Below are 12387 nucleotides of genomic sequence, written 5' to 3'. Positions count from 1 at the left end.
ATCCCCTTAACATAGTCATCTTTAAGCGTCTTGCTGATCACTTTGATGCGCAGAAACGCTAGGCTTTAAGCTCTCAAACGCTTGGGTAATCCTCAAACAGACCTGACTTTCAACAGCGCTAATAGCCTGATAAATCGCGCATTCAATCGCTCTAGCGTTGCTCTTGCCATGGCTAATGATCACGCTTTTATTCACGCCCAAAAGCGGCGCTCCTCCATATTCAGCGTAATCGGTTTTTTGTTTTAAAATGCCAAACGCGTTCTTAAGCATCAAAGCCCCCATTTTAGATTTAAAAGAGCTTTTAATTTCATCTTTAAAAATAGAGCCTATCGCGCTAGCGACCCCTTCTGTTGTCTTTAAGACCACATTCCCCATAAAGCCATCGCAAACCACTACATCCACAACCCCTTTGAAAATATCGCTCCCCTCCACATTGCCATAAAAGAAGTCATAAGCTTTCAGCATTTTATGCGTTTCTTTAACGAGCATGTTCCCTTTAATATCTTCTTCGCCATTACTCAAAAGACCCACCTTAGGGCTATCATAATGCAACACGCTTTTAGCGTATTCATACCCCATGAGAGCAAAATCAATCAAATATTCAGGCTTGCAATCCGTGTTCGCTCCCGCATCTAACAGCACGCTAGGGCGTTTGCCAACGCTAGGCATTAAAGTGCAAATAGCAGGCCTTTCAACCCCCTTGATACGCCCTAAACGCAAGGTGGCTAAACCCATAGTCGCCCCACTATGCCCCGCTGAAATCAAAGCGTCAGCCCCATTTTTCAAAATATCTATACCCAAGTAAATAGAAGATTCTTTACGCTTGATCGCCTCAGTGGCGGCTTCTTCCATTTTAATGTAATCTTGCGTGTGGATCATTTCCACTTTGCTGGCTAACTCTTTAGAAATAAAAGGGGTCGCTTTGTCTTTATCCCCCACTAAAACCGCACTAAAACTCTTATTTTCTAAAGCCCTTGAGACTCCCTCAATAACGGGTAAAACCCCATGGTCAGCCCCCATTAGGTCTATTACAATTTTCATCATGCATCCTTAAAAGGCTTGTTGCAATCCTTTAAAATACTTTCTATCATTAAAGATAGCTTTTATACTAGTATTCTTTAGTAAATTTATTAATATGGTGGGGAAGCTTCCAAGTGCCATCTTTAGCTTTTATGGGCTTAGCCAACTTAACGCTATAATGTGTGCGCCTTTTTGCCGCTCTTGTCTTACTCACTCTTCTATCAGGTACTGCCATAAATTCTCCTTAATTTCAATCTGCATAATGGTAGTCTAATCTAATAGACTCCACTTCAGAGCGTAAAATCTCGCTCAAATCAATAAAACCATTGAAAGATTCAATAACATCTAAATTATCAAAATCCAAACTTTGGCTTTGCGTATCCCACAACCCGTCTGAAATATGCAAAACCAACGACTCATCAAGGCTTTTTTTAAACTCTTTACCGCTTGTATCGCAAATAAGCATCAATTCACCCTTAAGGCACGCTTCCAAACGAAACAATTTCGCCCCCACCCGCACAACTTCGCCCTCTAAAACCACTCCCTCATGCTCTAAAGAAAACGCTTTAGGCACATTAAAAGCGATTTTACGCATTTCAAATTGCATGCTTACTTAAAACGCCCTTAAATCTTAAAGATCCCTAGCGGCAAAAAAGAAAGCGATTTCATTGTGCGCATTTTCCAAGCTATCGCTCCCATGCACTGCATTAGCGTCAATGCTTTCAGCAAAATCCGCTCTGATAGTGCCTTTTTGGGCGAGTTTGGGATCAGTCGCTCCCATAAGATCTCTGTTTTTAGCCACCGCATCTTCGCCCTCTAAAACCATAACCACTACCGGACCACTGACCATAAATTCTATTAGATCTTTAAAAAAGGGTCTCTCTCTGTGGATCGCATAAAAGTTTTCAGCGTCTTTAACGCTCAAATGCAAGCGTTTCATAGCAACCACTTCCAAGCCGTTACTCTCAAAGCGATCAATGATTTTGCCTACCACTTTTTTCTTAAGTGCATCAGGCTTAATAATAGACAGCGTTCTTTGTTTCAATTTAAACTCCTTGTGAATTGTTGATTATACAAAAATTTTTTAAAATATTACCCTTAAAATATTTTTTCAACGCTTAAAGAACGCTTTAATCTCCTCAGCTTTGTTGGTTTTTTCCCAAGTGAATTCCTCCAATTCGCGCCCAAAATGCCCATAAGCCGAAGTGAGCGAATAAATGGGTCTTAACAAATCCAAGCTTTCAATAATGCCTTTTGGCGTGAGTTTGAAAACCGATTTCACGCATTTTTCTAACTCTGCGCTTGAATACTTGCTCGTGTTATGCGTGTTCACATAAACAGACACCGGCTCTATCACCCCAATCGCATAAGCAAGCTGCACGGTCGCTTTATCGCAAACCCCACTCGCTACCAAATTTTTAGCCACATAGCGGGCCGCATAAGCTGCGCTCCTATCCACTTTACTGGGGTCTTTCCCGCTAAACGCTCCCCCACCATGCGGGCAACTCCCCCCATAAGTATCCACGATGATTTTTCTGCCCGTTAAGCCCGCATCGCCTTGCGGCCCACCAATAACGAATTTTCCTGTAGGATTGACAAAAAACTTGATATTGTCATGCAAATATTCTTTGGGTAAAACCTTATACACGATCTCTTCAATCACGGCTTCTTTTAAATGTTTTTGCGAAACTTCTGGGGAATGCTGGGTGGAAATGACAATCGTATCAATGCTTACAGGCTTGTTGTTTTCATAACGCACGCTCACTTGAGACTTGCCATCAGGCCTTAAAAAAGGCAGAGTGTTGTCTTTTCTTTTTTGAGCCAGAGCGAAAGTGAGCTGGTGCGCTAAATGAATGGGTAAGGGCATGAGCGTTTCAGTCTCCTTGCACGCATAACCAAACATAAGCCCTTGATCCCCTGCTCCAATCTCGCCATCTTCTCTATCCACGCCCTGATTAATATCAGGGCTTTGCTCGCCAATGCCATTTAAAACCGCCGCGCTTCTATAATCAAAGCCATAAAGAGCGTCCGTATAACCAATCTTTTTAACCACTTCTCTTGCAATCTCTTGCATAGGGGCATAAACAGAAGTTTTTAACTCGCCAGTGATCATGCAAAACCCGTTAGAAACTAAAGTCTCGCATGCGACTTTGGCTTTTTGATCCCGCTCAATAATATAATCTAAAACCGCATCGCTGATTTGATCGGCCATTTTGTCAGGATGCCCCTCGGTTACTGATTCAGAAGTGAAAAGAAAACTATCTTTCATTGATTGTCCTTATTAAAATAATCATTCGTATTCAAAATGGGCTTATTATAGCTTATTTCATTCTTTAAGACTTAAAAAACCCTTTAGCTTTTTGCAACAAACTCGTTTTTTGCTGTTTTCTAAAATTCGTTCGTAAATGAGCCAGGAAATGGTGCCATTCATGGATTTCCATAGCAGGGATCGCTCCAGCAAAATTAGTGTTAGGGGGCAAGTCTTTACCCACCGCGCTTTTACCCCCAATTTGAGTGAAGTCGCCCACATGCAAATGCCCCCCAATGCCCACTTGCCCGCCAAAAACCACATTACGACCAGTGGTTGTAGAGCCGCTCAAACCCACTTGAGAGACGACGATGCTGTGTTCGCCCAAAACGCAATTATGCCCGATTTGAACCAGGTTATCAATCTTAACGCCCTCTTTAATCAAAGTCTCACCAAACACCGCCCGATCAATCGCCGTGTTAGCTCCAATTTCTACATTTTTTTGAATCCTAACAATCCCCACATGCTCAATTTTGACATGCTCTCCTAAAGCGGTGTGCGCATAACCAAAGCCATCGCCTCCGATCACACTGCCTGCATGGATAGTAACATTGTCTTCTAAAATCGTGTTTTGATACAAAATGACACGAGGATACAAAACGCAATTTTTACCGATTTTGACCCCATCAGCGATCACCACGCCCGGATAAATCAAAGAGTTTTCGCCAATTTCTACGCCCTCTCCAATCACAACATTAGGCATGATCGTTACTTTTTCAAAATGTTTAGGCTCATTCACGCTTTCTGGGTTTTTAAAAAAAGGGATCTTAAAGGCATGAGAAACTTTAGCAAAGGCTAGATGCGGGTTATCCACGATTAAAGCTTGCATGTGTTTTGGCACTTTAGAAGATTCTTTTTTACGGATAAACACCGCCCCGGCTTTTGAATCTTTTAAAAGTTTAAGGTAACGCGCTTGGTCAATATAGCTAATATCATTAGGCGTAGCCTTATTTAATTCCGCTAAAGCATGCACTTCAAAATCGTTTGAAAATTCCGTTTCAATAGAATAGGCGCTTAACAATTCGCTTAATTTCATCAATACCCCTTATTGTTCTTTATGCAAATCCCACAATAGCGTAGCTTTATTATCTTTTTCTTCCACAGCCCCCATGCCCATAACATGATAGCCAGAATCCACAAAATGCACTTCCCCACTCACCCCACTAGACAAGCTAGAGAGCAAATACATCCCAGCATTGCCCACTTCCTCTAAACTCACATTTTTTCTTAAAGGGGCGTTGATTTCATTCCATTTTAAAATCATCCTAAAATCAGCGATCCCGCTAGAAGCGAGCGTCCTTATAGGCCCAGCCGATAGGGCATTCACCCTTATATGGTGTTTGCCTAAATCCACCGCTAAATAACGCACCGCGCTCTCTAGGGCCGCTTTAGCTAACCCCATCACATTGTAATGCGCCATGTATTTGGTGCTGCCCAAATAGCTTAAAGTCAAAACAGACGCTCCGTTATTCAATAAAGGTTTTAGGGTGTTTGTCAGCTCTATTAAAGAATAAACAGAAATTTCCATAGCGGTGTTAAACGCGCTTTTAGAAGTTTCCAACAAGCTTCCCTCTAAAGCCTCTTTAGGGGCAAAGGCCACGCTATGAACGATAAAATCCAATGAGCCTAAATCCTTTTTAACGCTATTGTATAGCACCTTGAAATGCTCTTCTTTGCTCACATCCAATTCATACACATAGGGGCTGTTCAATTCCTGCGCGATAGGCCTCACGCGCTTTTCTAAGCTCTCATTCAAATAAGTGAAAGCTAAAGTAGCCCCTTGATTGAAACAAGATTGAGCGATCCCATAAGCGATGGATTTATTGTTTGCCACCCCTACAATAAGCCCTTTTTTACCTTTTAAAAATCCCATGATTTTCCTTTATAAAAATGAAATGATTGTTTTAAAATTTTCTAATTCCAAAGACGCGCTCCCGATCAACAAGCCATCCACGCTATCAATCCCTAAAATTTCTTTAGCGTTTTGTGTGTTCACGCTCCCCCCATACAACAAGGGCGTCTTTTGATTTAAAATTTGCTTTAAAAAACCATGCGTGAGGTAAATGTCTTCTAAAGAAGCGCTCTTTTTTGTGCCAATCGCCCAAATAGGCTCATACGCCACCACTAAATTAGGATAATTAAGATCAATATTTTCTAATTGCTCGCTTAAAAATTCCTTTACAGCCTTAAAACCCTTTTCTCTGGTTATCAATTCTTCACCAATGCAATAGATAATTTTAAAATTTTTACCTTTAAAAAAATCAAACTTTTCTTTCAAAAAGCTAGGGCTTTCCTTTAAAAGCGCTCGCCTCTCGCTATGCCCTATTAAAAGCGTGTGGATTTTGAGTTCTTCTAAATGCTTTGAAGTGATTTCACCGGTAAAAGCCCCACAATCTCTAGGGTAAGCGTTTTGCACCCCTAAAGTGAAATGCAAAAACGAATTAGGCAATAACCCCAAAAAATCAGGGAATACAAACACCCTGTCAAAATGCTGCGGTTTTAAAGTCTTTTCTAATTCTTTTAAATACGCATGGCTTTTAAAAATAGGCATAGCGGATTTAAAATTAGCCATGGCAATTTTTATCATTGAACGATCCTTATTTTATAGGTGGTAACTATCCCTTATTATATCTAATAGCGTTTAAAAAATGTAAATTTTAAACAATAGCCCCCTTGAATTGAATTTTTTCTCAATTTAGGTTTTGTTTATAAGAAAAATTATTTCAAATGTAGTAAAATTAAGGCAGTGTTTTTGCGTCAAGCGATTTTAGGTTAATTTTAGAGTTTTTAGGAGCAGTTTTTATGCAGCAAGAAGAGATTATAGAGGGTTATTATGGCGCTAGCAAAGGGCTTAAAAAGAGCGGTATTTATGCCAAGCTGGATTTTTTACAGAGCGCTACGGGCTTGATTTTAGCACTCTTTATGATAGCGCACATGTTTTTGGTCTCAAGTATCTTGATTAGCGATGAAGCCATGTATAAAGTGGCGAAATTTTTTGAAGGGAGCTTGTTTTTAAAAGCAGGCGAGCCGGCTATTGTGAGCGTGGTTGCAGCAGGGGTTATTCTTATTGTAGTCGCGCATGCTTTTTTGGCGTTAAGGAAATTCCCCATCAATTACAGGCAATACAAGGTTTTTAAAACCCATAAGCATTTGATGAAGCATGGCGATACGAGTTTGTGGTTTATTCAAGCCCTCACCGGGTTTGCGATGTTTTTCTTAGCGAGTATCCACTTATTTGTCATGCTCACAGAACCTGAAAGTATCGGGCCTCATGGATCAAGCTATCGTTTTGTCACGCAAAACTTTTGGCTTTTGTATATTTTCTTATTGTTTGCCGTAGAATTGCATGGCTCTATTGGGTTGTATCGCTTAGCGATCAAATGGGGGTGGTTTAAAAATGTGAGCATTCAAGGTTTGAGAAAAGTCAAATGGGCGATGAGCGTGTTTTTTATTGTTTTAGGGCTTTGCACCTATGGGGCTTACATTAAAAAAGGTTTAGAAAATAAGGACAATGGCATTAAAACCATGCAAGAAGCCATAGAAGCTGATGGGAAATTCCACAAAGAATAAGGGTAGAAAATGAAAATAACATATTGTGATGCGCTAATTATTGGAGGCGGATTGGCCGGGTTAAGGGCTAGTATCGCATGCAAACAAAAGGGTTTAAACACCATCGTTTTAAGCCTAGTGCCTGTCAGGCGTTCGCACTCTGCGGCCGCTCAAGGGGGCATGCAAGCGAGCCTTGCGAACGCTAAAAAAAGCGAGGGCGATAATGAAGATTTGCACTTTTTAGACACGGTTAAGGGGAGCGATTGGGGGTGCGATCAGCAAGTAGCCAGGATGTTTGTAACCACTGCCCCTAAAGCCATTAGGGAATTGGCCAGTTGGGGGGTGCCTTGGACTAGGATTAAAAAGGGCGATAGGCCTGCGGTCGTCAATGGTGAGCATGTAACTATCACTGAAAGAGACGACAGGCATGGTTATATCTTAAGCCGTGATTTTGGCGGCACTAAAAAATGGCGCACATGCTTTACGGCTGATGCTACAGGGCATACCATGCTTTATGCGGTCGCTAATGAAGCCTTACACCACAAAGTGGATATTCAAGACAGAAAGGACATGCTCGCTTTCATTCATCATAATAATAAATGTTACGGGGCGGTGGTAAGGGATTTGATCACAGGCGAAATTTCAGCGTATGTTTCTAAAGGCACGCTTTTAGCTACTGGAGGTTACGGGCGCGTGTATAAACACACCACTAACGCCGTGATTTGCGATGGAGCCGGGGCGGCGAGCGCTTTAGAAACCGGCGTGGCTAAATTAGGCAACATGGAAGCGGTGCAATTCCACCCTACCGCTTTAGTGCCAAGCGGGATTTTAATGACCGAAGGTTGTAGGGGCGATGGCGGGGTTTTAAGAGACAAGTTTGGCAGACGCTTCATGCCCGCTTATGAGCCGGAGAAAAAAGAGCTTGCGAGTAGGGATGTGGTCTCAAGGCGGATTTTAGAGCATATCCAAAAAGGCTATGGCGCCAAATCGCCCTATGGGGATCATGTGTGGCTGGATATTGCTATTTTAGGGCGTAACCATGTGGAAAAAAATTTAAGAGATGTGCGCGATATAGCCATGACTTTTGCAGGCATTGATCCGGCCGATAGCGAAGAGCAAACCAAAGACAACATGCAAGGAATGCCCGCAAATGAGCCTGAATACGGGCAAGCGATGGCTAAGCAAAAAGGTTGGATCCCCATAAAGCCCATGCAACACTATTCTATGGGGGGGGTTAGGACAAACCCTAAAGGCGAAACCCATTTAAAAGGCTTGTTTTGCGCGGGCGAAGCGGCATGCTGGGATTTGCATGGGTTTAACCGCTTAGGGGGAAATTCTGTGAGTGAAGCGGTGGTCGCTGGCATGATCATAGGGGATTATTTCGCGTCGCATTGTTTGGAAGCGCAAATTGAAATCAACACGCAAAAAGTTGAAGCCTTCATTAAAGAAAGCCAGGATTATATGCATTTTTTATTGCATAATGAAGGCAAAGAAGACGTGTATGAGATTAGAGAACGCATGAAAGAAGTCATGGATGAAAAAGTGGGCGTTTTTAGAGAAGGCAAAAAATTAGAAGAGGCCCTTAAAGAATTGCAAGAGCTTTATGCGCGCTCCAAAAACATTTGCGTGAAAAACAAGGTTTTGCACAATAACCCTGAATTAGAAGACGCTTACCGCACCAAAAAAATGCTCAAACTCGCGCTTTGTATCACTCAAGGAGCGTTACTGCGCACCGAAAGCAGAGGGGCTCACACAAGGATTGATTACCCCAAAAGAGACGATGAAAAATGGCTTAATCGGACTCTAGCGAGCTGGCCTAGCGTTGAGCAAGACATGCCCACGATTGAATACGAAGAATTAGATGTGATGAAAATGGAAATCAGCCCTGATTTTAGGGGCTATGGCAAAAAGGGCAATTTCATTCCCCACCCTAAAAAAGAAGAACGCGACGCTGAGATTTTGAAAACGATTTTAGAATTAGAAAAGCTCGGGAAAGACAGGGTAGAAGTCCAACACGCGCTCATGCCTTTTGAATTGCAAGAAAAATACAAGGCTAGGAACATGCGTTTAGAAGATGAGGAAGTCAGGGCTAGGGGGGAACATTTGTATTCTTTCAATGTCCATGATTTATTAGACCAACACAACGCTAACCTAAAAGGAGAACACCATGAGTGATAATGAACGAACGATTGTAGTCAGAGTGCTAAAATTTGACCCTCAAAGCGCGGTGAGTAAGCCGCATTTTAAAGAGTATCAACTGAAAGAAACGCCATCCATGACGCTCTTTATCGCTTTAAATCTCATTAGAGAGCATCAAGATCCGGATTTAAGCTTTGATTTTGTGTGCCGCGCTGGGATTTGCGGCTCTTGCGCGATGATGGTTAATGGGAGACCAAGACTGGCTTGTAAAACCCTAACTTCTAGCTTTGAAAGCGGGGTGATTACGCTGATGCCCATGCCCAGTTTTACGCTCATTAAAGATTTGAGCGTGAATACGGGCGATTGGTTTTTGGACATGACTAAAAGGGTGGAGAGTTGGGCGCATTCTAAAGAAGAAGTGGATATTACTAGACCGGAAAAAAGGGTTGAGCCTGATGAAGCTCAAGAAGTCTTTGAACTAGACAGGTGTATTGAATGCGGGTGCTGTATCGCTTCTTGCGGGACTAAACTCATGCGCCCTAATTTCATTGGAGCTGCTGGCATGAACAGAGCCATGCGTTTCATGATTGACAGCCACGATGAAAGAAGCGATGACGATTTTTATGAGTTAGTGGGCGATGATGATGGCGTTTTTGGGTGCATGAGCTTGATTGCTTGCCATGATACTTGCCCTAAAGAATTACCCTTGCAAAGCAGTATCGCTACTTTGCGTAATAGGATGTTGAAAGTGGGTAAAAGCCGCTAATTTCTTTTTAGTGGGTCGTTTTTGAAAATCTTTTTAGTCCTTTTAAGCGTCTTTTTTTTTAATGGGTGCTTTGGGTTAGTCTATAAGACTCCCATCTCAAGCCCACCTATCTCTTATGATCCCTACACTACCACCATTGGGAGCTTGTATGCTAAAAATTTGAAAGAAAACCCTAACCATAGTGCGGCCATTCTTTTAGAAGACGGCTTTGATGCTTTATTGCACAGAGTGGGTCTTATTAGAATGAGCCAAAAAAGCATTGACATGCAAACTTATATCTATAAGAACGATCTTTCCTCTCAAGTGATCGCTAAAGAACTTTTAAATGCGGCCAATCGTGGGGTGAAAGTGCGCATTCTTTTAGACGATAACGGGTTGGATTCAGATTTTTCAGATATTATGCTTTTAAATTTCCATAAAAACATTGAAGTGAAAATCTTTAACCCCTACTATATCCGCAATAAAGGCTTACGCTATTTTGAAATGCTTGCGGATTATGAGCGCATTAAAAAACGCATGCACAACAAGCTTTTCATCGTGGATAATTTCGCTGTCATTATAGGAGGGCGCAATATTGGGGACAATTATTTTGATAACGATTTAGACACGAATTTTTTAGATTTAGACGCTTTGTTTTTTGGGGGGGTTGCTTCAAAAGCCAAAGAAAGCTTTGAACACTATTGGAGATTCCACCGCTCTATCCCTGTTTCATTACTAAGAACCCATAAAAGACTCAAAAACAACGCTAAAGAAATCGCCAAGCTCCATGAAAAAATCCCTATCAGCGCTGAAGACAAAAACCAGTTTGAAAAAAAAGTCAATGATTTTATAGAACGCTTCCAAAAATACCAATACCCCATTTATTATGGGAATGCCATTTTTTTAGCCGATTCACCCAAAAAAATTGACACGCCCTTGTATTCACCTATCAAAATCGCTTTTGAGAAAGCCCTTAAAAACGCTAAAGACTCCGTTTTTATCGCTTCATCATATTTTATTCCAGGCAAAAAGATGATGAAAATCTTTAAAAATCAAATTTCTAAGGGGATTGAATTGAATATTCTTACCAATTCCCTTTCATCTACCGATGCGATAGTGGTCTATGGGGCGTGGGAAAGGTATCGCAACCAATTGGTGCGAATGGGCGCGAATGTTTATGAAATACGAAACGATTTTTTCAACCGCCAGATTAAAGGGCGCTTTAGCACCAAACATTCCTTACACGGCAAGACAATTGTTTTTGACGATGCCCTAACGCTTCTAGGGAGTTTTAATATTGATCCGCGCTCTGCATACATCAACACTGAAAGTGCGGTTTTGTTTGACAACCCGTCTTTTGCTAAAAGGGTGCGTTTGTCGCTTAAAGATCATGCCCAACAATCATGGCATCTGGTGGTGTATCGGCATAGGGTCATTTGGGAAGCGGTGGAAGAAGGGATTTTAATCCATGAAAAAACTTCGCCTGACACTTCCTTCTTTTTACGCTTGATTAAAGAATGGTCTAAAGTCCTTCCTGAAAGAGAGCTTTAAAACTTTTAATGCCCTTTATTTTGCGAAAAAGCGATGTTATTAGTAACGGCGGCTAAAAGCGCTGAACACACAAACACCAAATGGATCACCACTTGCCAAAAAATGGGGTTATGCGATAAGGGTGTGTCCTTAGGAATGCTGGATAAAACATCTTCTAAACTCATGTAGCGTTTGAGCAAGAAAATCGCCGAAATGGCTACAATGGAGAGCGAAACCTTTAATTTTAAAGCGTTAAAATCCGTGTGCTTTAGCCAAGTGATTTCACTAGCATCCACCTTGTCTAATTTAGAAACAAAGCTTTCATAACTGGCGAGCAACACCATTAAAACAAGCCCGGCCATAAACAACAAATCCACTAATCCTAAGGCTGATAAAACCAAATCCGTTTCGCTGATCGTGTTTAAATGGCTTAGCATGTGCCACAATTCTTTCATGAACACATAGCCTAAAACCACCAGCACTAACGACATGGCAATGCATAAAGGGGCTAGCAACCAACGAGTGGCAAACAACACTCTTTCAATCAATTTTTCCAACATCTCAACTCTTTTAATTATGGCTTTTTGAAGCCTTGATTATAGCTAATAAAACGCCCCGAGTGGCTAACAGAACGCCTTGATGGAGTGAAACCTCAAGACATTCTTATGATATTTATAGTATAAATTTGACTACTGCATGCAACATAAGGAGAAGTGAATGAAAACCACTGTAAAAGAGATCTTTCAAGAGGAAGGATACAGCATCCCCAACTATCAGAGGGATTACGCTTGGAAGGACAAGAATTTTAGGGATCTGTGGGAAGATCTAGAAGAAGCGATAGAATGCAACAAAAAGGGTCAGGGGCATTTTATAGGCACCATGGTTGTCGCTAAGAATGTAATTTTTAAGTCAAATCTAATCTACAAGATAATTGGTAGTGTTATTATACCAAAAATCTACAAAACTAATCTTAAAGAATGCTTTATTTTCCATTAAAGCTCACATTCTTTTTTTATTTTTCCTTTATCCTTTCTTTTTTTTTGAAAGCACTAATAACTACATGATCTAATATTACTTATTAAAAAACAAAAACTTC

At 41.3% G+C, this 12387-nt stretch carries 14 protein-coding genes; 5 read left to right on the top strand and 9 right to left on the bottom strand.

Features of this window, described 5'->3' with window-relative positions:
- Positions 1 to 21: 21 nt before the first annotated feature.
- The 8 genes from plsX to DQL14_RS02185 form a co-directional block, all read right to left on the bottom strand.
- Positions 22 to 1041, bottom strand: a complete 1020-nt coding sequence (gene plsX, locus DQL14_RS02220; RefSeq protein ID WP_162296909.1) for a phosphate acyltransferase PlsX — start codon at positions 1039 to 1041, stop codon at positions 22 to 24.
- 67 nt (positions 1042 to 1108) lie between these two features.
- Positions 1109 to 1255, bottom strand: a complete 147-nt coding sequence (gene rpmF, locus DQL14_RS02215; protein ID WP_000290428.1) for a 50S ribosomal protein L32 — start codon at positions 1253 to 1255, stop codon at positions 1109 to 1111.
- A 15-nt stretch (positions 1256 to 1270) separates the two neighbouring features.
- Positions 1271 to 1627 carry a hypothetical protein gene (locus DQL14_RS02210; protein WP_108169688.1) on the bottom strand — a complete coding sequence of 119 codons (357 nt, stop codon included), beginning with the start codon at positions 1625 to 1627 and terminating at the stop codon, positions 1271 to 1273.
- A 24-nt stretch (positions 1628 to 1651) separates the two neighbouring features.
- The gene (gene ndk / locus DQL14_RS02205) at positions 1652 to 2065 is read right to left on the bottom strand and encodes a nucleoside-diphosphate kinase (protein ID WP_000813742.1); all 414 of its coding nucleotides are present in this window, start codon (positions 2063 to 2065) and stop codon (positions 1652 to 1654) included.
- Between the two features lie 66 nt (positions 2066 to 2131).
- Positions 2132 to 3289 carry a methionine adenosyltransferase gene (gene metK, locus DQL14_RS02200; protein WP_000655139.1) on the bottom strand — a complete coding sequence of 386 codons (1158 nt, stop codon included), beginning with the start codon at positions 3287 to 3289 and terminating at the stop codon, positions 2132 to 2134.
- A gap of 64 nt (positions 3290 to 3353) precedes the next feature.
- Positions 3354 to 4364: a UDP-3-O-(3-hydroxymyristoyl)glucosamine N-acyltransferase gene (lpxD, locus tag DQL14_RS02195; RefSeq protein ID WP_108169687.1), complete on the bottom strand. Its 1011-nt coding sequence runs from the start codon at positions 4362 to 4364 to the stop codon at positions 3354 to 3356.
- 9 nt (positions 4365 to 4373) lie between these two features.
- Positions 4374 to 5201 (bottom strand): enoyl-ACP reductase FabI, encoded by an 828-nt coding sequence (fabI, locus tag DQL14_RS02190; RefSeq protein ID WP_108169686.1) that lies wholly within the window; start codon positions 5199 to 5201, stop codon positions 4374 to 4376.
- A 9-nt stretch (positions 5202 to 5210) separates the two neighbouring features.
- Complete coding sequence (locus DQL14_RS02185) at positions 5211 to 5915, bottom strand: triose-phosphate isomerase (RefSeq protein ID WP_108169685.1); 705 nt, start codon at positions 5913 to 5915, stop codon at positions 5211 to 5213.
- Between the two features lie 215 nt (positions 5916 to 6130).
- Here DQL14_RS02185 and DQL14_RS02180 point away from each other — a divergent pair, with 215 nt between their 5' ends.
- The 4 genes from DQL14_RS02180 to clsC are packed head-to-tail and all read left to right on the top strand — an operon-like array spanning position 6131 to position 11312.
- Positions 6131 to 6898, top strand: a complete 768-nt coding sequence (locus DQL14_RS02180) for a fumarate reductase cytochrome b subunit (RefSeq protein WP_001183652.1) — start codon at positions 6131 to 6133, stop codon at positions 6896 to 6898.
- Between the two features lie 9 nt (positions 6899 to 6907).
- Positions 6908 to 9052: a fumarate reductase flavoprotein subunit gene (locus DQL14_RS02175; RefSeq protein WP_108169684.1), complete on the top strand. Its 2145-nt coding sequence runs from the start codon at positions 6908 to 6910 to the stop codon at positions 9050 to 9052.
- Positions 9045 to 9782, top strand: a complete 738-nt coding sequence (locus tag DQL14_RS02170; RefSeq protein ID WP_001282440.1) for a fumarate reductase iron-sulfur subunit — start codon at positions 9045 to 9047, stop codon at positions 9780 to 9782. The genes DQL14_RS02175 and DQL14_RS02170 overlap by 8 nt, the downstream gene beginning before the upstream one ends.
- 21 nt (positions 9783 to 9803) lie before the next feature.
- A complete protein-coding gene (gene clsC, locus DQL14_RS02165) occupies positions 9804 to 11312 on the top strand; it encodes a cardiolipin synthase ClsC (RefSeq protein WP_108169683.1) in 1509 nt (502 codons plus the stop codon).
- Positions 11313 to 11317: 5 nt separating this feature from the next.
- Here the strand turns inward: clsC and DQL14_RS02160 are convergent, their stop codons facing one another.
- Positions 11318 to 11851 carry a TIGR00645 family protein gene (locus DQL14_RS02160; protein ID WP_000890459.1) on the bottom strand — a complete coding sequence of 178 codons (534 nt, stop codon included), beginning with the start codon at positions 11849 to 11851 and terminating at the stop codon, positions 11318 to 11320.
- A 157-nt stretch (positions 11852 to 12008) separates the two neighbouring features.
- Between DQL14_RS02160 and DQL14_RS08590 the strand changes: the two genes are divergently transcribed.
- Complete coding sequence (locus tag DQL14_RS08590; protein ID WP_231952879.1) at positions 12009 to 12287, top strand: GmrSD restriction endonuclease domain-containing protein; 279 nt, start codon at positions 12009 to 12011, stop codon at positions 12285 to 12287.
- Positions 12288 to 12387 lie beyond the last annotated feature (100 nt).

Origin of the sequence: Helicobacter pylori NCTC 11637 = CCUG 17874 = ATCC 43504 = JCM 12093, assembly GCF_900478295.1 — a bacterium.
GTDB classification, from domain to species: domain Bacteria; phylum Campylobacterota; class Campylobacteria; order Campylobacterales; family Helicobacteraceae; genus Helicobacter; species Helicobacter pylori.
This window is presented reverse-complemented; position numbering and strand designations above follow the sequence as displayed.